Origin of the sequence: Phaeobacter sp. JH20_37 (genome assembly GCF_048056015.1) — a bacterium.
GTDB lineage: Bacteria > Pseudomonadota > Alphaproteobacteria > Rhodobacterales > Rhodobacteraceae > Phaeobacter > Phaeobacter bryozoorum.
In genome coordinates this window covers 22991-43360 of the sequence record NZ_JAYMWW010000015.1, presented here as the reverse complement: position 1 = coordinate 43360, position 20370 = coordinate 22991, and the positions used below count along the sequence as shown (strand labels likewise).

General features: G+C 61.1%; 18 protein-coding genes. 9 read left to right on the top strand and 9 right to left on the bottom strand.

Annotation, left to right across the window (positions count from 1 at the left end):
• Positions 1–5 precede the first annotated feature (5 nt).
• On the top strand, positions 6–1190 hold the full coding sequence (gene rlmN / locus VWZ87_RS13195; protein WP_416534299.1) for a 23S rRNA (adenine(2503)-C(2))-methyltransferase RlmN: 1185 nt from the start codon (positions 6–8) through the stop codon (positions 1188–1190).
• 30 nt (positions 1191–1220) lie between these two features.
• Here the strand turns inward: rlmN and VWZ87_RS13190 are convergent, their stop codons facing one another.
• Positions 1221–2462 carry a metallopeptidase gene (locus VWZ87_RS13190; protein ID WP_340547207.1) on the bottom strand — a complete coding sequence of 414 codons (1242 nt, stop codon included), beginning with the start codon at positions 2460–2462 and terminating at the stop codon, positions 1221–1223.
• Positions 2463–2968: 506 nt separating this feature from the next.
• Between VWZ87_RS13190 and VWZ87_RS13185 the strand changes: the two genes are divergently transcribed.
• Positions 2969–3178, top strand: a complete 210-nt coding sequence (locus VWZ87_RS13185; RefSeq protein ID WP_340547208.1) for a hypothetical protein — start codon at positions 2969–2971, stop codon at positions 3176–3178.
• Positions 3179–3257: 79 nt separating this feature from the next.
• Here VWZ87_RS13185 and VWZ87_RS13180 read toward each other — a convergent pair whose 3' ends face one another.
• Complete coding sequence (locus tag VWZ87_RS13180; RefSeq protein WP_340547209.1) at positions 3258–4106, bottom strand: LOG family protein; 849 nt, start codon at positions 4104–4106, stop codon at positions 3258–3260.
• Positions 4107–4299: 193 nt separating this feature from the next.
• On the opposite strand from VWZ87_RS13180, the gene VWZ87_RS13175 reads away from it, so the two are divergent.
• The 3 genes from VWZ87_RS13175 to dapD all read left to right on the top strand — a co-directional run bounded on the left by VWZ87_RS13175 (position 4300) and on the right by dapD (position 6845).
• Entirely contained in the window at positions 4300–5235 is a 936-nt protein-coding gene (locus tag VWZ87_RS13175; protein ID WP_416534298.1) for a threonine/serine dehydratase, read from the top strand.
• Positions 5236–5293: 58 nt separating this feature from the next.
• Positions 5294–5893 (top strand): GntR family transcriptional regulator, encoded by a 600-nt coding sequence (locus VWZ87_RS13170; protein ID WP_416534297.1) that lies wholly within the window; start codon positions 5294–5296, stop codon positions 5891–5893.
• Between the two features lie 124 nt (positions 5894–6017).
• On the top strand, positions 6018–6845 hold the full coding sequence (dapD, locus tag VWZ87_RS13165) for a 2,3,4,5-tetrahydropyridine-2,6-dicarboxylate N-succinyltransferase (protein WP_340547212.1): 828 nt from the start codon (positions 6018–6020) through the stop codon (positions 6843–6845).
• Between the two features lie 187 nt (positions 6846–7032).
• Here dapD and hutU read toward each other — a convergent pair whose 3' ends face one another.
• The 4 genes from hutU to hutI are packed head-to-tail and all read right to left on the bottom strand — an operon-like array spanning position 7033 to position 12234.
• Positions 7033–8712, bottom strand: coding sequence for a urocanate hydratase (gene hutU, locus VWZ87_RS13160; RefSeq protein WP_416534296.1), 1680 nt, complete (start codon positions 8710–8712; stop codon positions 7033–7035).
• Positions 8709–9494, bottom strand: a complete 786-nt coding sequence (gene hutG, locus VWZ87_RS13155) for an N-formylglutamate deformylase (protein ID WP_416534295.1) — start codon at positions 9492–9494, stop codon at positions 8709–8711. The genes hutU and hutG overlap by 4 nt, the downstream gene beginning before the upstream one ends.
• Positions 9491–11014, bottom strand: a complete 1524-nt coding sequence (gene hutH, locus VWZ87_RS13150) for a histidine ammonia-lyase (protein ID WP_416534499.1) — start codon at positions 11012–11014, stop codon at positions 9491–9493. Before hutH ends, hutG begins: the two co-directional genes overlap by 4 nt.
• A gap of 5 nt (positions 11015–11019) precedes the next feature.
• Positions 11020–12234: an imidazolonepropionase gene (gene hutI / locus VWZ87_RS13145; protein WP_416534294.1), complete on the bottom strand. Its 1215-nt coding sequence runs from the start codon at positions 12232–12234 to the stop codon at positions 11020–11022.
• Positions 12235–12308: 74 nt separating this feature from the next.
• Between hutI and VWZ87_RS13140 the strand changes: the two genes are divergently transcribed.
• From VWZ87_RS13140 to VWZ87_RS13130, 3 genes are all read left to right on the top strand, one after another.
• Complete coding sequence (locus tag VWZ87_RS13140) at positions 12309–13676, top strand: formimidoylglutamate deiminase (RefSeq protein WP_416534293.1); 1368 nt, start codon at positions 12309–12311, stop codon at positions 13674–13676.
• 60 nt (positions 13677–13736) lie between these two features.
• Complete coding sequence (locus VWZ87_RS13135) at positions 13737–14438, top strand: GntR family transcriptional regulator (RefSeq protein WP_340547218.1); 702 nt, start codon at positions 13737–13739, stop codon at positions 14436–14438.
• A 62-nt stretch (positions 14439–14500) separates the two neighbouring features.
• Positions 14501–14848, top strand: a complete 348-nt coding sequence (locus VWZ87_RS13130) for a hypothetical protein (RefSeq protein WP_340547219.1) — start codon at positions 14501–14503, stop codon at positions 14846–14848.
• Positions 14849–14914: 66 nt separating this feature from the next.
• Here VWZ87_RS13130 and VWZ87_RS13125 read toward each other — a convergent pair whose 3' ends face one another.
• The 3 genes from VWZ87_RS13125 to VWZ87_RS13115 form a co-directional block, all read right to left on the bottom strand.
• Entirely contained in the window at positions 14915–15970 is a 1056-nt protein-coding gene (locus VWZ87_RS13125) for a transporter substrate-binding domain-containing protein (protein ID WP_416534292.1), read from the bottom strand.
• Between the two features lie 75 nt (positions 15971–16045).
• Positions 16046–17173, bottom strand: a complete 1128-nt coding sequence (locus VWZ87_RS13120; RefSeq protein WP_416534291.1) for a Hint domain-containing protein — start codon at positions 17171–17173, stop codon at positions 16046–16048.
• A 4-nt stretch (positions 17174–17177) separates the two neighbouring features.
• Positions 17178–18752: a Hint domain-containing protein gene (locus VWZ87_RS13115; RefSeq protein WP_340547222.1), complete on the bottom strand. Its 1575-nt coding sequence runs from the start codon at positions 18750–18752 to the stop codon at positions 17178–17180.
• Between the two features lie 417 nt (positions 18753–19169).
• On the opposite strand from VWZ87_RS13115, the gene dapE reads away from it, so the two are divergent.
• On the top strand, positions 19170–20339 hold the full coding sequence (dapE, locus tag VWZ87_RS13110; RefSeq protein WP_416534290.1) for a succinyl-diaminopimelate desuccinylase: 1170 nt from the start codon (positions 19170–19172) through the stop codon (positions 20337–20339).
• The last annotated feature ends 31 nt before the right edge of the window (positions 20340–20370 follow it).

Sequence of the window (20370 nt, the reverse complement as noted above, 5' to 3'; positions counted from 1 at the left end):
TTGCCATGACCGCCAATGCGCCGATCACCCAGGACGTCCTGACCCTGCCTCGCAAGATGCCTGAGGGCGGCAAGATCAATCTAGTAGGTCTGACCCGCGACCAGTTGCGGGAAACACTGATCGCACATGGTACGTCGGAAAAGCAGGCCAAAATGCGGGTCGGGCAGATCTGGCAGTGGATCTATCAATGGGGCAAGCGCGACTTTGCGGAGATGACGAATCTCGCAAAGGCTTATCGCGCGCAGCTGGACGAGCATTTTGAAATCGCGATTCCTGAGGTGGTGAGCAAACAGGTCTCTACCGATGGCACGCGCAAGTATCTGGTGCGTATCGCTGGCGGCCATGAGGTCGAGGTGGTCTACATCCCTGAGGAAGGGCGCGGTACACTGTGTATTTCCTCGCAGGTGGGCTGCACCCTGACCTGTTCGTTCTGCCATACCGGCACGCAAAAACTGGTCCGTAACCTGACGGCGGCCGAGATCGTTGGCCAAATCATGATGGCGCGTGACGATCTGGACGAATGGCCAGTTCCCGGTGCGCCCAAGGATGAGACACGCTTGCTGTCGAATATCGTGCTGATGGGGATGGGAGAGCCGCTCTACAACTTTGACAACGTGCGCGACGCGATGAAGATCGCGATGGACCCCGAGGGGATCAGCCTGTCGCGGCGTCGCATTACCCTGTCAACTTCCGGTGTGGTGCCAGAAATCGCGCGCACGGCCGAGGAAATCGGCTGCCTGCTGGCTGTGTCCTTTCATGCGACCACCGATGAGGTGCGCGACAAACTGGTACCGATCAACAAACGCTGGAATATCGAAGCACTTCTGGACGCGCTCCGCGCCTATCCGCGCCTGACCAATTCGGAGCGGATCACTTTTGAATATGTGATGTTGAACGGCGTGAATGACAGCGACGAAGACGCCCATCGTCTGGTTGAGCTGATTGATGGGATCCCGGCGAAGGTCAATCTGATCCCGTTCAATGAATGGCCAGGTTCGCCCTATACGCGTTCGTCAAACAACCGGATTCACGCCTTTGCCAACATCATTTATCAGGCCGGCTATGCCTCTCCGATCCGTACACCACGGGGTGAGGACATTCTGGCGGCCTGTGGTCAGTTGAAATCGGCTACCGAGCGTGCGCGCAAGAGCCGTAAACAGATTGAGGCCGAGGCGGGGCTAAACCCCTGACCTCGACCTCCAGGCAGGTCCCCGGCTGCCTCAACTGAATATGAAATCCGCTCCCGTGAGGGTGTCGGTGTAGTTGGTCAATTCCACTTCGAACCAATTGGAATAGGAGATGGTGGTGCTGCCGTTATCTTCGACGATGTCGAGCTGGTCGAGACTGCCGATCCAGAGGCCAGACACGTCAATCACATCTGCGCCACGGCCAAAGTCGGTGATCCGGTTGACGTCATAGGCATCTGCCTGATCAAAGACAAAAGTATCCGCACCGGAGCCGCCGGTCAGCGTATCGCTGCCATCGCCGCCGACCAGCGTGTCACGCCCGACCCCGCCCAGCAGTTGATCGTCGCCGGATCCGCCATGGAGCAGGTCGTGCCCACGCTTGCCGTGGAGGATGTCGCTATCGCTACCGCCGGAATAGGCATCATCAGTGGTGCCGCCTATCAAGAGATCTGCACCACTGCCGCCGAACAGCCGGTCTTCGCCCAAGCCCCCGATTATAGTATCGCTACCACCGGCACCGCGCAGGGTATCATCTGCCTCGCGCCCCTGAACATGGTCATTACCACCTCTGGCGTTGATCGTGGTGTTCTGGTCGGTGCCGATCACCGTTTCCGCCGCGTTTGTGCTTCGGATGATAATGGGATCACTGCCACCGCCGAGGATCTGCCAACCTGCGAAGCTGTCGCTGCTTCCATAAACGTGCTGCATCGCCTGAATGTCGAACGAACCCAGCTCCGTTACATATGTAGGGCTGTGATTGTATGTCATTACCGTGTTTTCAGGCGTGTCGGCGTGGTGGTCCAGCGTCAGCCCGCCATCATGCGAATGCTGCAGGCCAAGGGCATGGCCGACCTCATGCAAAAGCGTAACATAACCATAGGTACCCTTGGTCATGATGGCTGTGTCGATGGTCAGGTCACCGCGACCGGTGAAGCCATCCCCGGACATCGCAATATTGGCCCAGCCGCCCGCCGTGCTACCGGTTGAGCCAAAGGCATTGATCATGCCTCGGCCTTCGACTTCGATGAAACGCACCCCCGAAATATCTTCGTATTGAGACAGGCTTTCGCGAAACAGATCGCGTTGATCGTCATCAAAGGCCCAATATTCGGTCGCGCCATAGGGGTCGCTCTCAGCCGGATCCGCGAGGCTACCTGTTTCGGTAAAGCTGTAGGTGATGATGGCCTGCGTTCCCAGATCCGCCGGGGCATTCCAACGGAAGTGGTCGCCGTCGAGGTAGTATAGAAGGGCTGAATAATCCGAAACTCGGGGCATGCGACAACTCCACTTGGGTTGTCGTCAATCTGGTCAATGAATGTGGCGCTGATGGGCCGATTCTTGGGGAATTTTTGGGGCGCTCGACGCCGCTACAGATAGAAAGGGCACGAACTGGGCCGGTCGGTACCCCAAGTTTCAGTTCTGTGATGCGCTTGATATTTCTGTTTATTCAGAGGCTTAACCTGATCGCCCTGGCTCCCTCTCGGATGTCGCTCCTCGGGGCTGCGAAAAATGGCGTTTCGGCGCCAAAGCCTCACATTGTGAACAATAGCATTAAATTTGACCGATTCTGATGATTGAGAACTGTCGCGACCGGGGAACAGGAGCGGTCATCGATTGCATCGTCGCCAGCTGGTCTGATCTTGCGTTGTCGGCGCGTATTTACTGCTGCGCGCATCAAGAATAGCGGTGCTGCCCAGAAATTTCCACAATCCGGGTACATTTCCGCCATTCCAACAGAACAGTTTCCAGATTGTAGACAGTCGATGGAAGGGAAAGAGATCATGGCAAGTCATACAGCGGCCGCTGCGCCGATTGAGCCCACCGTATTGGATCTGGTTCGCGAGGAACGTGGCAAGGCGTTGAGCCCGCGTGAATGGAAGTTTCGCCTGCGTGGCTATGGTTATGCGATCAAGGATATAGAAGGCGCGCAAGTTCTGACACGTCTGCCCCACGGCAAGCCTCTGGGTGTTCTGCCGCCTGAATTCGCCTGAGCCATCCCTTTCAAGGGACGGTTCCCTTCGGCAGGCCCCGCCACGCGCGCTTGGCGGCGCGACGGGGATTCCTGGGTGATCAGCCGTTACGACCGGGCAAGCTGTCACGGGGCGGTGCCGGCTCCCAATTGTCGATGATGTGAATCGCCTCCTCGGCGGTTTCCACGAACCGGAACAGGTCAAGATCTTCCTCCGAGATGGTTCCGGCATCCGCCAGAGCGTCCCAGTTGATGATTTTTTCCCAGAACTCACGGCCAAACAGCAGGAACGGTACGCGTTCCATACGGCCGGTCTGGATCAGCGTCAGGCTTTCGAACATCTCGTCCAGCGTGCCAAAGCCGCCGGGAAACACGGTAATGGCCCGGGCGCGCATCAGGAAATGCATCTTCCGGATTGCAAAATAGTGGAAGTTAAAGCAGAGTTCCGGCGTGACGAATTCATTTGGTGCCTGCTCATGGGGCAGCACGATATTCAGCCCGACAGAGGCGCCGCCGGCGTCAACTGCGCCGCGATTGCCTGCTTCCATCACCCCAGGTCCGCCGCCGGTCACGATGACATCTTTCCTGCCACCTGTGGTCATTGATTTCTCGGTCATGAGCTTGGCGAACTTGCGAGCTTCATCATAGAAATGGGACAGGTCCCGAAGCGTCTGCGTGCGCGCTTGCGCCTTGTCTTTTGGCGCCGGGATACGTGCACCGCCGAACATGACGATGGTGCTTTCGATACCATGCTCATCCAGCATCAACTGCGGTTTCAGCAGCTCAAGCTGCAACCGAACCGGGCGCAGCTCCTCGCGACAGAGAAAATCTTCGTCTGCAAAGGCCAGCCGGTATGCCGGAGATTCGGTCTGCGGTGTCGATGGCATATGCTCGGCGCGATCCCTGTCAGAATGTGCATCCCGGAATCGGCTATGGCGATCGTCATTCATTGCAAACCTGCTATGTTATTTCAAAAAATACGGAGTTCTATTTCTACCGCTTTGGCGGGCGTGACGCTAGCCCGGATCCATCGCCTTGATATGAAGGTGATCCGGGGTGAAGCCCATCGAAGATGCAAGGAGGGCTTGCACAAGCTGGCACAGGGCTTACGGTCAGCGCGCCGACGGGACAAGAGGACTGCTCATGCATTGGACACAAGATATTGGCGCCGCTGAAACGCGGATCCGCCCTTATATTCAGCGCACACCGATATTGGAAACCGTCGGCTTCGGCTTCGACCATCCGATCATGATGAAGCTGGAGCATATGCAGCACACCGGCAGCTTCAAGGCGCGTGGTGCCTTCAACACGCTTTTGGGCGGATCGGTGCCGGAGGCTGGGCTGGTGGCTGCATCCGGCGGCAATCATGGCGCGGCGGTCGCCTACGCTGCCAAGAGGCTCGGCTTTCGCGCGCGTGTATATGTTCCGGAAATGGCTGGCCCGGCAAAGATCGCATTGATCAGAGCCTGCGGCGCGGATCTCGAGGTTGTTCCGGGCGCCTATGCCAATGCCCTTGAGAAAGCGCAGGCCTACGAGCAGCGGACTGGTGCAATGCAGGTCCATGCCTATGACGCACCGGCAACGGTTATCGGGCAGGGTACCTGCTTTGCGGAATGGGACGCACAGGGGCTCGTGGCTGACACGCTATTGATTGCGGTGGGCGGAGGCGGGCTGATAGCGGGCGCCATGGCCTGGTACGGCGGATCGAAGAAGATCGTGGCGGTTGAGCCGGAAACCAGTTCGGCCTTAAATAGCGCGCTTGCCGCAGGCAAGCCCGTCGATGTTGAGGTTTCAGGCGTGGCTGCAAACGCTCTCGGCGCGCGGCGGATCGGCAATATCTGCTACGAGCTGGCTGAGACTCAATCACATGCGGTGACCTCGGTGACGGTGCCCGACGATGCAATCACCGCGGCCCAGACGGCGCTGTGGCAGGAACGCCGCCTGCTGGTGGAGCCGGCAGGGGCAACCGCATTGGCTGCTCTGACCAGCGGCATCTACCAGCCGGCAGCAGGTGAGCGGGTTGCGGTGCTGCTCTGCGGTGGCAATATCGCCAATGATCCAGTTGGAGGCACCTCATGATCCTGCATAGCGCTGGGCCGGGATCTGTGATCGAGCCCCGACGTCGGAGCGACGCTGCATGAGCGCTACGATCTCCGACCGAATTTACCACGCGCTGAGCGAACGGATCGTGACCGGCGCTCTGCCTGCCGGCGAAAAGCTGCGTCAGGACCATATTGCACGCGAGTTCAACGCCAGCCACGTTCCGGTGCGCGAGGCCCTGTTGCGACTGGAGGCGCACGGACTTGCCCAGTCGATTCCACGGCGTGGCATGCGGGTGACAGCATTGGACCCTTCGGAAATACGCGAAGTCATCGAAATGCGCGTCTCGCTCGAGCTGCTGGCCTTGCAAAACGCCTTTGCCCATCTGGGACCCTCGGAGCTGGAAGCGGCAGACGCCGCAAGACTCGCCTGCGATGCCGCAACAGACATGGCCGATTGGGAGCAAAAGAACCGCGCCTTTCACCGGGTCATCTTGTCGCCCTGTGCAATGCCGCGTTTGTTGGCGACAATTGACGACCTGCATATTGCCTCGGCTCGTCATCTTTTTGCCAATTGGAAACACCGCTGGAGCCAACGTGTCGACACCGATCATGCGCTGATCGTGCAGGCCATGCGACGTCGGGATGTAACCACCGCCTGCGATATTCTACGCCGCCATCTGCGGCGGGTCCGCTAGAACCACGCCGCTGCCGCCACGATTGGCCGCTGCGGGTGGGGATATTGACGCAATCCGCACATGACCCCGGAGTAAAATGAGGTTATGTAGCGGCGAAACCAACCACACGCCGGAGAAACCCCAGATGTCCAACGCCCAGCTGGAAACCGCAATCGAGGCCGCTTGGGAGGCCCGTGACACCATCACATCCGCCACCACAGGTGAGCAGCGCGAGGCTATCGAAGACACGTTGAACGCCCTGGATTCGGGTAAACTGCGCGTGGCCGAGCGCCAGGACAACGGGGATTGGCATGTCAATCAATGGGCCAAGAAAGCCGTTCTTCTGGGCTTCCGCATCAAGGATATGGAAGAGCAATCCGGCGGCCCCCAGGGTTCTGGGTGGTGGGACAAGGTCGATAGCAAGTTCAAAGGGTGGCGCGCATCCGAATGGAAAGAGGCGGGATTCCGGGCCGTTCCCAACTGCGTTGTTCGCAAATCGGCCTATATCGCCCCCGGCGTGGTCCTGATGCCATCCTTCGTGAACCTTGGTGCCTATGTCGACGAAGGCACGATGGTCGACACTTGGGCAACCGTTGGCTCCTGCGCTCAGATCGGCAAGAATGTTCATCTTTCCGGTGGTGTCGGTATTGGCGGTGTCTTGGAGCCGATGCAGGCAGGCCCGACCATCATTGAAGACAATTGCTTTATTGGCGCGCGCTCCGAAGTGGTTGAAGGCTGCATCGTGCGTGAAGGATCTGTCCTTGGAATGGGTGTGTTCATCGGCCAATCAACCAAGATCGTGGACCGCGAGACCGGTGAAGTCATGTATGGCGAAGTGCCGCCTTATTCGGTGGTGGTCGCGGGCTCCATGCCCTCAAAAAATGGCGTCAACCTCTACTGTGCAGTGATCGTGAAACGCGTAGACGAAAGAACCCGATCCAAGACCGGGATCAACGAGCTGCTGCGCGACTGATCCCATCCCTGCAGTTCGAGCTCATGGAACGCGCCCCACAGGGCGCGTTTTTATTTGTGCTAATCGCCGGGGCCTTGGCTCGGATCCCAGAGTATTTTTGGAAAGATGACAGGTAGGCCGAGCTGTCACTTTTCTCCAAATACTCCGGGGTGAGGCCGTTAGGCCGAGGGGCAGAGCCCCATTGGCGTTAGAGGATACCGGGCAGGTTCAGCCCGTGTTCGCGCGCGCAGTCCTTGGCAATGTCATAGCCTGCATCCGCATGGCGCATGACGCCGGTGGCCGGGTCGTTCCACAGCACGCGGCCGATGCGGCGGTCGGCGTCCTCGGTGCCGTCGCAGCAGATCACCACGCCGGAATGCTGCGAGAAGCCCATGCCAACGCCGCCGCCGTGGTGCAGCGACACCCAGGTGGCGCCGGAGGCGGTGTTCAACAGAGCGTTCAAGAGCGGCCAGTCGGACACCGCGTCGGAGCCGTCCATCATCGCCTCGGTCTCGCGGTTCGGGGAGGCCACGGAACCCGAATCCAGATGGTCGCGGCCAATGACCACCGGCGCCTTCAGCTCGCCGTTGCGGACCATCTCGTTGAAGGCAAGGCCCGCCTTGTGGCGGTCGCCGAGGCCGATCCAGCAGATCCGCGCCGGCAGCCCCTGGAACGCGATGCGTTCCTGCGCCATATCGAGCCAGCGGTGCAGGCCCTCGTTCTCCGGGAACAGCTCCTTCATCTTGGCGTCTGTCTTGCGGATGTCCTCCGGATCGCCCGACAGCGCGCACCAGCGGAACGGGCCGATGCCCTTGCAGAACAGCGGGCGGATGTAGGCGGGCACGAAGCCGGGGAAGTCAAAGGCGTTCTCCAGCCCCTCCTCCAGCGCCATCTGGCGGATGTTGTTGCCGTAATCCACCGTCGGCACGCCCATCGCGTGGAAATCGCACATCGCCTTCACCTGCACGCGCATGCTGGCACGGGCGGCCATTTCCACCGCTTTCGGCTCCGATACCCGGCGCTCCTTCCACTCGCCCATGGTCCAGCCCAGCGGCAGGTAGCCGTTGACCGGGTCATGGGCAGAGGTCTGGTCGGTCACGATATCGGGGCGGATGCCGCCCGCCTTGGCGCGCTCGACCAGTTCGGGGAAGATCTCTGCCGCGTTGCCCAGAAGGCCCACGGATTTCGCTTCGCCCGCCGCGGTCCAGCGCTCGATCATCTCCAGCGCTTCGTCCAGGGTTTCGGCCTTCTCGTCCAGGTATTTGGTGCGCAGGCGGAAGTCGATGCTGTCGGGGTTGCACTCCACCGCCAGGCAGCAGGCACCGGCAAACACGGCTGCCAGCGGCTGCGCGCCGCCCATGCCGCCCAGGCCGCCGGTCAGGATCCATTTGCCCTTGAGGTCGCCGCCATAATGCTGGCGGCCGGCCTCGGCAAAGGTTTCATAGGTGCCCTGCACGATCCCTTGCGTGCCGATATAGATCCACGAACCAGCGGTCATCTGGCCGTACATCATCAGGCCCTTCTTATCGAGCTCGTTGAAGTGGTCCCAATTGGCCCAATGCGGCACCAGGTTGGAGTTGGCGATCAGCACCCGCGGCGCATCCTTGTGGGTCTGGAACACGCCAACCGGCTTGCCAGACTGCACCATCAGGGTCTGGTCTTCTTCCAGGTTCTTCAGGGTCTCGACGATCAGGTCGAAATCCTTCCAGGTGCGCGCGGCGCGGCCGATGCCGCCGTAAACCACCAGCTCATGCGGGTTTTCGGCGACGTCGGGGTGCAGGTTGTTCATCATCATCCGCATCGGCGCCTCGGTCATCCAGGACTTGGCGGTGATTTCCGGGCCGGTGGGCGGGAAGATGTCGCGGGTGTTCTTGCGGGGATCGCTCATGCCGAGGGCCTCCAGTTTTTGAGATCAGTCAGAATTCGGGTGAGATGGGCGCGCAGCTGTTCCGCGCGCTCCGGCAGATAGGTCCAGGGCGGGCTTTCTTGGCAGTATGTGGCCTGCGCCAGTTCCATCTGGATCGCGTGCAGCCCGTCCGCGGGCCGCCCGTAATGGCGGGTGGTCCAGCCGCCTTTGAAGCGCCCGTTGAGGGTGGAGGTATAACCCTCCGCCGCCACGCAATGGGCCACGGTCAGCGCCTCGATTTCAGGGTCGCAGGTCTGTCCCATGTTGGAGCCCACGTTGAAATCCGGCAGGCGGCCCTCGAACAGGAACGGGATGTCGCCGCGGATCGAGTGGCAGTCATAAAGGATCGCAAAATCGTGGCTCGCCTTCACCCGCTCCAGCTCCGCCATCAGCGCCGCGTGATAGGGGGCGTGGTAGGCATCGCGGCGGCGCGCGATTTCCGCCTCACCCGGCGCCTTGCCCTCGCGCCAGATCGGCAGCCCGTCAAAATCCGTGAGCGGCACCAGAGTGGTGGTGTTTTGCCAGGGATAGAGACTGATACCACCCGGATCGCGGTTCACGTCGATCACATAGCGGTGGCTTGGCGTACGGACGGTTGTGATGTCCTCTGCCAGCCCGGAATAGAGGTCATGGATATGCCAGTCTGTGTCCGCTAGCGCCTTGCCCGTCTCGTTCAGACACTCCCAGATTTCCGCTGGCACATCGGTGCCGGTGTGGGGCAAGCCTAGTACCAGCGGCGAGCTGCCTTGGGTCACGTCGATCATGCCGCCACCTTCACGCCAGCGGCCTCAGCAACCCGGCCTGCGCGGACCATGGCGCTGGCGGATTCAATATCCGGCGCCAGATAGCGGTCCTCTGCCAGCGCGGGGATATCGGCCCGCAGCATCGCCAGCACGTCCTGCAACCGTGCGGAGGTCTGCAGCGGCGCACGCGCCTCCACCCCTTGCGCAGCACAGAGCATTTCGACGCCCAGGATCACCGACAGGTTGGCGTTCATCCGTCCCAGACGCAGCGCGCCATGGGCCGCCATCGACACGTGGTCCTCCTGGTTGGCCGATGTGGGCGTCGAGTCGGTCACGCAGGGGTTGGCCAGGTGCTTGTTCTCGCTCATCAGCGCGGCGGTGGTCACTTCGGCAATCATGAAGCCGGAGTTGAGACCCGGGTCCGGCGTCAGGAACGGCGGCAGGTCGTGGCTCAGCGTCGGGTCCACCATCAAGGCCACCCGGCGCTGCGCGATGGCGCCGATTTCCGCCACCGCCAGCGCGATCTGGTCAGCCGCAAAGCCCACGTATTCCGCATGGAAGTTGCCGCCCGAAACGATCCGCCCCTCATTCACCAGAACCAGCGGGTTGTCGGTGACCGCGTTGGCTTCGATCTCCAGCGTCTTGGCGGCCATCCGCAGCACGTCCAGCGCCGCGCCCACCACCTGCGGCTGGCAGCGGATGCAATAGGGATCCTGCACCCGGGTGTCATCCTCGCGGTGGCTTTCGCGGATTTCCGATCCGTCCATGATCGCGCGCATTTCGCGGGCCACGTCGATCTGCCCGGCATGGCCGCGCAGGGTGTGAATGTCGGCCACCAGCGGCGCGGTGGAGCCCATGATGGCGTCGGTGGTCAGTGATGCAATCGCCATCGAGGCCTCAGCCATGCGCCAGGCGTCAAACAGCCCGGCCAGCGCGCAGGCGGTGGAGAACTGGGTGCCGTTGATCAGCCCCAGGCCTTCCTTGGGGCCGAGCACAATAGGCTCTAACCTGGCCTTTTTCAGCGCTTCCGCGCTGGACATGCGGGTGCCCTCAAATGTGGCCTCCCCTGCCCCGATCATCGCCGCCGCCATATGCGCCAGCGGGGCCAGGTCGCCGGAGGCGCCGACGGAGCCCTGCGACGGGATCACCGGCACCACGCCGCGTTCCAGCATCTGCTCGATCTGCTCGATCACCAGCCAGCGCACGCCAGACGCACCACGGCCCATGGACAGCAGTTTCAGCGTCATCATCAGCCGGGTCTTGTCCTCCGGCAGCGCCTCCCCTACCCCGCAGCAATGGCTGAGGATCAGGTTGCGCTGCAGGGTGGCGGTATCGGCCGGTGCGATCTTGGTCGAGGCGAGCTTGCCGAAACCGGTGTTGATGCCATAGACGGCCTCCTCCCCCGCTGCGGCGTCTGCCACCATTTTCGCGGCAGCCTCCACCGGTTCGCGGGCGGAGGCATCCAGCTTGGCCGGGGTCAGGTTGCGGTAGATATCTTCCAGCGTGGCCAGGGTCACTGTGCCCGGAACCATCTGAATCATCTCGATCATAGGGTGCCCTCATAGATACGGGTGTAAAGCGGGTTGAAGCCGATGCGGTAGGCCAGCTCTGCGGGCGTCTCCACGTCCCAGACCGCCAGATCGGCGCGCATACCAGCGGTAATCTGGCCGCGATCCGTGAGCCCCAGCGCGCGGGCGGCGTTGCGGGTGACGCCTGCCAGCGCCTCCTCCGGGGTCATCCGGAACAGGGTGCAGCCCATGTTCATCGTCAGCAGGAGCGAGGTCAGCGGCGAGGAGCCGGGGTTGCAGTCGGTCGCCAGCGCCATCGGCACGCCGTGGGTGCGGAAATGTTCAATCGGCGGCGCTTGGGTTTCGCGGATGGTATAGAACGCGCCCGGCAGGATCACCGCGACGGAGCCCGCGGCGGCCATCGCCTTGGCATCGTCCTCGGTGGCGTATTCCACGTGATCGACTGACAACGCGCCGTAGCGCGCGGCCAGCGCGGTGCCGCCCTGATGGCTCAGTTGTTCGGCGTGCAATTTTACCGGCAGCCCCAGCTCCTGCGCGACCTTGAACACGCGTTCGATCTGCGCAGGAGAAAACGCGATGTTTTCGCAGAAGCCGTCAACCGCATCCACCAGCCCCTCCGCATGGGCGGCGCGCAGGGCGGGGATGCAGACCTGATCGATGTAGTCGTCATCGCGGCCCTTGTACTCGCCCGGGGTGGCATGGGCACCGAGGAAGGTGGTTTTCACCGTCACATCCCGCAGTTCGCCCAGACGGCGGGCGGCGCGCAGCATATTGAGTTCGGTGGTCAGGTCCAGCCCGTAGCCGGATTTCACCTCCACCACCGTGACACCCTCAGCAATCAGCGTATTCAGACGCGGAAGCGCGCCCTGTACCAGCTGCTCCAGCGACGCCTCGCGGGTGGCTGAAACGGTCGAAACGATGCCACCCCCAGCGCGTGCGACCTCTTCATAAGAGGCCCCATTTAGGCGCATTTCAAACTCCAGCGCCCGGTTGCCGCCAAAGACGATATGGGTGTGACAGTCGACCAGACCCGGTGTGATCAGGCGCCCGCCCATCGAGACACGGTCCCAGTTTTCATAGTCTTCTGGCAGCTGATCCTCTGGGCCGACCCACTGGATGCTGCCGTCTTTCACTGCGACGATACCGTCTCTGATCAGACCGTAGGGGGCGTCCCTATCGGCCATCGTGGCTAGCGTAGCGTCGCAGATCAGATAGGAACGGGGGCTGTTCATGGCATCCTCGCAAAAAGCTTGATGATATGAATGTATGTATATAACATTATTATGTCTATACATAAGAGGGGCAAATGCAGTCAATATTTGCACACCACGCGCGCCTGCCTCAGGGGTGGGTCACTGATCTGCGATTTACGGTTGCGGATGGCCGGATCGTCATGCTTGAACCCGGCGCGGTTGCACAGCCTCAGGATCATTGTGTCATGGCGCTGGTCCCGGCCCTCGCCAATCTGCATTCTCACAGTTTCCAGCGGGCCATGGCGGGCATGACCGAAACGCGCGTCTCGGGGAAAGAGAGTTTCTGGTCATGGCGCAAGCTGATGTATCAATTTGTCGATCACCTGACACCCGAACACTATGAGGCGATTGCTGGACTGGTCTTCATGGAAATGCTGGAGGCGGGTTATGCCTCGGTTGGGGAGTTCCACTATGTGCACCACCAATCCGGGGGACGGCCCTATGCCGCGCTGGGCGAGTTGAGCAATCGCGTCTTTGCGGCGGCGGACCTGACCGGGATCGGACTGACCCATCTGCCGGTTTTATACAGCTATGGCGGGGCAGGGCAGGTGCCTCTTTCCGGGGGTCAGCAGCGGTTTGGCAATGATGTGGCGCGCTATGCGGACCTTCTGTCCGATTGTCGTTCGATGGTGACGAAGAGCCTGCCGTCAGATGCGCGTGTCGGCATTGCGCCGCATTCGCTGCGGGCAACCGCACCACAGGATCTGAAAGAGGTCCTGTCGCTGCGGTCGGGCGCGCCGGTGCATATACATATTGCAGAGCAACCGCAGGAAGTGACCGATATCAGCACTTGGCTGGGAGCGAGACCGGTAGAGTGGTTGCTGGAGAATTGCGGTGTCGGCGCAGATTGGTGCCTTATCCATGCGACCCATATGACAGCGCAGGAAACCCGCGATCTGGCGCAGAGCGGTGCCGTGGCCGGCCTCTGCCCGATTACCGAAGCCAACCTGGGCGACGGTCCCTTCAACGGTGCGGCGTTTCTGAGCCACCGAGGGCATTTCGGTGTCGGATCAGATTCCAACGTGCGGATTTCCCTGTCGGAAGAGCTGCGCATGCTTGAATATTCGCAGCGGCTGCGGGATCTGGCGCGTAATGTGATGGTACCGCAAGAGGGGTCCGTCGGAACGACCCTATATCTGGGTGCGGCCGAGGGTGGTGCGCAGGCGCTTGGCCGCGAGGCCGGTCGTCTGGAAGTCGGTGCTCTGGCGGATCTGATGGCTTTTGATACGACGCATGTCTCACTATGTGCGCTGCGCCCGGACCAGTTCCTTGATGGTCTTTGCTTTGCTTCCGATGATTCCGTGGTCAGCGATGTCTGGTCTGCAGGGCGTCATGTCGTCAGCGGCGGGCGCCATGCAAAGCGGGATCAGATCATCGCGGCTTATGCCTCAGCGGTTGCTGCGCTCCTTGACGCGCTTTAACAGAAGACACTGCTGCGCGCTGGCTGCTGGAGTAGTGGTCGAGCAGACTGGGGGACAGGTATGGTAGAACGGACAAAAATGGGTTTTCAGGATGTCCGTGACAACGTGCTGAAACGCATTCAGGACCGGGTCTGGGCGCAGGGCGACCTGTTGCCGACAGAGCAGGAACTGGCTGAGGAGTTCGGATGTGCCCGCGCCACTGTGAACCGTGCGCTGCGTGAGCTGGCGGAGCGAGGTATCATCGACCGCAAGCGTAAAAGCGGAACGCGGGTGGCAATGTTACCCGTGAAACAAGCCAAGCTGGAGATCACGCTAACGCGGCAGCTGGTCGAGGACCGAAATGCCACCTACCGTTACGCATTGGTCCACCGGAGAGAGGGTCCGGCGCCGGGCTGGCTGGCATCGCAATTGCAACTGGCACCAGCGTCGCCCGTTTTGCACGTGCGCGCCATGCACTATGGCGACAACCAGCCGTTCCAATATGAAGATCGCTGGATCAATATCGCCGCGGTGCCAAAGGTGACAGAGGCCGATTTTAGTGCGGTCGGACCAAATGAATGGCTGCTCGCCGAGGTGCCGTTTTCCACCGCCGAGCTGAGCTTTGGTGCCATTGCTGCGGATGCTGAATTGGCCGAGTATCTTGCCTGTCCGGTTGGCGCGCCACTGTTCCAGATGGAGCGGTCGACCTGGTTTCAGGCCCAGCCGGTCACCTTTGTTCGGATGAGTTTCCATCCCGGCTACCAGATGCGCAGCCGCTATTAGATCGGCCGACCAAGCGGCGATCCGTATTGACCAAACCCATGCCGCAGGGATATGGCGAGCGCATGGAAAAAAAGAAAATCTCCCGTCAGCAGGTCTACACGCTTGTGGTTCAGATCGGTCGCAAGGAAGGTGATGGTCTGCCCGAAGGGGCCACTGGTGCCGCCCTGATGATCTATGCCTCTGGCGTGGATGAGGCTGAAGCCGTGCGTGAAACCGTTGCAATTCTGAAGCAGGCCGATACCGCGCCGCTGGATGTCACCGGCTATGGCACATTGGCCGATCGCGAGGCCGAGGATCACGACATCTCGGATGAGGAACGTGAGCTGATGCAACGTGCACTGGATGAGAATTCGGTGATCGTTGCGCAGATGACGCCCTTTTTTGACGACGGGCCTGCAACCCTGCACTAGCACGCAGGCCTCGCGTCAGCCGACCAGACTGCCGCCTAAACGGCGACGGGGTGCCAGGCTGTCAGGTCAGGGCGCCTTGCCGAACCACTTTCGATAGATATCGTCGTATTCGCCGTTTTCGCGTAGGGCCAGCAGCGCGCGGTTGATATCTTCCAGATGCTCGGAGCTATCGGGGAGCAGCAGGCCGTAGTCCTCGCGCAGGAATACCTGTCCGACGGCGCGGCCATGCAGACGACCTTCGCCTTCCATGTAGTGGTCCAGAACCGGGGCGTCGAAGACGACAACCCTGGTCTCACCGCTTTCGAAATCCTTCAGCAAGGACGCCAGATCCGAATATCCGCGATAGCTGATGTCACGGCGTTCGAGAAACCGCGCCGCCGTAGAGCCGTCGAGTGTGCCGACGTCCTTGTCATAGAGGTCATTCACTGAGTTGATCGACCCGCTGATCGCCTCGACCGTCATGACAGCTGTGATCTTGGCCACGAAAAGCGACACTACGAACAGGGATGAGACGACGAGGATAACGCCAAATATGCGCCCAATCGGGGTGCGTGGGACGCGTTCCTCAAAGCCGCCGTTGACCACGAGGTTCAGCGCCCACCAGAAGGAGGGGAACCAGGCCTCTTTCAGTGGGCGGTCGAAATAGGGCTGGGCACGTCGCTCCAGGCCCCACATCAGCATCCCGCCCCCCATCAGCAGGACCACAGCGACTGCAATTGCAATCATCAGGTCGGCGGAAAACAGCACCCGGATCAATGAGGGCGCACGGACATCGGCGGCCGCTACCATGATCCGCAGACCGCTTTCGAAGATCGGGTGGCTGAAGTCCATTTCGGTTTCGCGTGCCGAGGTGATCGAAATATTGGCCGCTGCCATATCCACCTGGCCGCTGCGCACCAGATCCAGCATTTCGCCGAATGTATCTGTCCGAACCAGCTGATAATCCCAGCCCAGCCGGTCGCTCAGGCTGCGCACCAGATCAATGGAAAACCCGGTGTCGCGATCACCCTCTGTCATCGAAAACGGCGGGCGCGTGACCGTGCTGACAGTCAGAGTCTCGGCGGCCGCTGCCAGCCCCCACAGCAGATAGATCAGGAAAAATGGAGCAAGAAAACGGCGCAACTGAACGATAGGACCCTATGAGACATCATTCGTTTTGTCCTTAGAATGTCCCACAGGCTCAGGCAAGCGTCGTGGTCAGGCGATGCGTCGTTCTGCCAGAACTGCGGCATCAAAGCTGCGCAGTAACGGGGCCGGGTCCGCCGCATGTTCGGGAATCGTATTGCGGTCCAGATGCGCCAGTGCGCTGGCGTCATAGGCGGCGCGGTTGCGGCGCAAACGCCCCAGATAAAGGCTCTCGACCGCGGTGCCTGCCGCTATGAAACGCTCATGGCGTGGCAGGATGAGCTGCGCCAGATCGACCAGCGGGCAGGGAGCCTGAGGGTCATCGGTAGGATCGGTATCAGCTTGCGTTACCAGCGCAGTCCCCAGCATCATCGCCGCAGTCAGACGGACGTCTGGACGACCAAAAAGGTAGTCGACATCGGTTCCCGAGACCACCAGTGGCTGCTGCGGCGCCAGCAGCAGGTCATCTGTCAGCCCGAAGAACGGTGCGCGCAGTCGCAGGGGCGTATCATGGCCAATCGCGGGGACGCGGCGATCTAGCCGATGCAGGACCGGAACAGCTTCTCCTTCGGGTGTCAGAACCAGATCTCCGCGTTGCAGCTGCCCCAAGGGTATATTGCCGTCCGGCGTGGCAACCTTGGTGTGTGGCTCCAGCCCGCCCAGTGGTGCCATCTGTACGATTTCGCTGCTGAGAGAGGCGGAAAGCAGGCCGCAGGCCTCGGCTGAGGCGGGCAGCGCTGCGAGAAGCGTTCTTGCATCGCCGATGCGCAGCGGTGGCGGCGCCTGCAGGTCGGCCGTTGCGATAGTGCTCCCCGAGGCGGTCATCAGCGCAAGTCGCCCCCAGCGTGCCAGACTATCCCAGGAATAGATCAGACGTGCCGCGTTGCTTTCGCTGCCCGAAGGGTTCGGGGCGAGGATGCGTTGGTCCAGATGGCAGCCGGGCTGGCTGAGCGTCAGGGTGACGCCGCGGCCCAGGTTGCGTCTGAGCCGCAACAGCAGCGGCCAACCTTCGCAATCATCCACTGAACGGTCCAGCAGCAGCAGGTCGCCGCTCGGCCTGGCCTCGTCCAGCGACAGATCCAGACACAGGCTGCCCCGTGTCATCAAAACGTCGTCGGGAGCGTTGAGGCAGGTCTCGCGTTCAGTCACCGCAACCGCGATGGACGCCCGTTCGATGCTGCGTGTTGCCAGCCAGCTCATCCGATCAGCGCGCTGCAAGCGTGGCACGCAGAAGCCGCGCTTCATAGCTGCGCAGGCTGGGACGCGCCGCGGGGCCGTACCCTTTTCCGGTGAGCGGATCCAGCTCCGGGAACAGCGCTTGCAACTCGGCCAGAACGTCAGCGTCGAAATGTCGGCTGGTCTGTGGTCCCGGCAGGAAACTCTCGGTCAACAGGCCTTCACTGATGACCAGCTGATGCTCATCGAACATCACATGCACATAGGTCACCCGACCTCCCGGGCGGCGGGTAATCGACTGATCGTTGATCAGATCTTTTGCTGCGATCAGTACCTCATGGGCGCCAAAGAGCATCTCTGCCATCCCGTCGCTGAGCAAGATGCGGTGCTGTGGCGAAACCCAGAGTTCTTCATGATCTCCAAGCGCACCCGCCTTGATACAGATCGGAGCAAACCGCCCCTCGGCCTGAACCTGCCTTGAGCCGATCCAACGTAGCGGCTGCAAGCCGTTGTCGCGCGTCATGACCAGATCGCCGGGCCGCAGGGTCTCGACAGGTTGCAGCCCTTTGTCGGTCAGCAGGCGACTGCCGGTCACAAAGCAGGGGATGCTGGTGGCCTCGACATAGCCAACGTCACTGTTGGTGCCGTTGCTGGCTGTATAGGTAAAGGCGAAGTCCTCGACGTCACCATCGCCGATCAGGGTCAGCGTGCCGTTTGCATTCAGCTGAACCTGCTGGCCGGTGCCAAGGGTAACAACGTCCCCGGCGACAACCGCGACCCCATTGATATGGGTGATCGTCAGCGTGCTTGTGGAGGTGTTGGTGTCATTGGCCAGCACATTGACCACCCGGGATCCATTGGCATCAACACGGGCGAAATCGGTCTGCGCGATCACATCGGTTTGTGCCGAATCGGCAGCGATCAGAAGATTGCTGTCGTAGCTGCCATCCGACACATCGGCGATGCCGATCCGGATGGTGTTTTCCACGCCCGGATCAACCTGCATGGTCAGCGTCATCGTGACGGTCAGACCATCCATTTCGGTGTTGTAGTCGTCGTTGGCGTTGTCGAGATAGATATTGGAGTTCGTATTGGAGTTCACGTTGCCGGGATCGGTATCGCCGTTACCGAACTCCAGGTTGACCATCTCGCCGTTGACCCAGACGCCCACAAAATCCTGAAAGACAGAATCCTGGTATTCCGGGTATTCCTCTGAGGCGAAGACAAATTGAATCGTCATCACCGAGCCATCGGGCACAAATGTCACATCCAGATAGGAGGCGTCGAAGGTCTGCGTGCCAGCGGCGGCATTGAACGTGGGATCTCCGTTGGGGCCGTCGCTTGCGGTGGTCTGATTGGTGGACTGGTTGGCCTCTCCGGTTGAGTTGGTATAGGCGCTGGCCTGCCCGGTGGAGAGGATGATTCCGGTGTCCGACGGCGTCGCACCGGGCGCAATAGAGTCACCGTTGGAATAAATAGCCGACGCGCGGGTGTCACCGGTGTAGCTTGCGCTGATCACTTGCACGCCATCGCCAAAGATGGTTTCGGCCATCTGCACCGCAGTGGCGTTTATGTCATATGTCAGCTCGGATGCTGCAACCATTGTCTTGTCCCACCTCTTCACGATGAGGCAGCGCATGGTCTGGAACATGACACCTTTGCAAGGGGTGCCCCTGCGCCGCCAAAGGGCGACGCGATGTCCGATCTGCTCTGTGGCCCCGCTGTTACGGTGGATCCACGGCGATTGATGCTCTGCCTCGAGTCGTATTTTAAGGATTTATTAACACTCTCACCTCCCGCTTGTCCGGTTGGCGCAGACGGGCGTTGGAAATAATGCTGATCTGCGCGGCATTTGCGCCACAAACCGGCGTTTGGATTTAGCCGCTGTGTGGCAGGGGACGTGGATCCGCAGTCTTCTCCCTCTCCGGCAGCAGGAGATTTGCACCGCCGACAGAACCGAGGTAGCCAGAGGTCATGGAAGGGGGCCAGCCATGTCCGGCCCGAGAACCGGAGGACCCAAATGACGCAGCCGCCCGCGCATTCGCCGCTTGACCCGCAACAGCTCACCGCTGACCTGATCCGCTGTGCCTCGGTGACACCGGAGGAGGGCGGCGCGCTTGTCCTTCTCGAGAAAATCCTGACTGCAGCGGGGTTTTCCTGCAGCCGGGTTGATCGCGGCGAGGTCAGCAATCTGTTTGCCCGCTGGGGGCAAAAGGGGCACCCGCGCACCATTGGCTTCAACGGCCATACTGATGTGGTGCCGGTTGGCGATACCGCCGCCTGGACCGTCGATCCCTTTGGCGCAGAGGAGAAAGATGGTTTCATGTACGGGCGGGGGGCGACCGACATGAAGTCTGGTGTGGCGGCATTTGTAGCGGCTGCCGTCGATCTGGTTCAGACCGCGCCACCCGAGGGAGCCATTGTCCTGACCATCACCGGCGATGAAGAGGGTGACGCAGTCGATGGCACCACCGCGTTGCTGGATTACATGGGCCGGGCGGGTGAGCAGATGTCGGTTTGCCTCGTGGGGGAGCCGACCTGCCCTAATGAAATGGGCGAAATGATCAAGATCGGTCGTCGCGGCTCGCTGTCAGCGTGGTTCACGGTGACCGGTGTGCAGGGGCATTCGGCCTATCCGCATCGTGCCAAAAACCCGTTGAGTGCAATGGCGCGCCTTATGGATCGTCTTGCCAGTCATGAGCTGGATCAGGGAACCGAACATTTCGACGCCTCCACCCTCGCCGTGGTCACGATCGATACCGGTAATCCTGCGACCAATGTGATTCCGGCAACGGCCCGTTCGACGGTGAACATCCGGTTCAACGACGCCCATTCCGGTGCCGGTCTCAGCGACTGGCTGCGGGCAGAAGCGGATCGCATCGCGGAGGAGTTCGGTGTTGAGATCGGTTTGGAGATCAAGATTTCGGGCGAGAGCTTCATCACTCCGCCCGGCCCGCTGTCGGATCTGGTGAGCACAGCGGTTGAGGCCGAGACCGGGCGCAGACCAGAGCTGTCCACGACGGGCGGCACCTCTGATGCACGTTTTGTGAAACACCATTGCCCGGTTGTCGAGATCGGGCTGGTTGGCAAGACGATGCACCAGGTTGATGAACGTGTGGAGATCGCCCAGATCCATCAGTTGAAATCGATTTATGGCCGTATCCTGCGGGATTACTTCGCCGGGAAGTGACCGGCAGGTGATCTGGCACATGAAGAGCGCG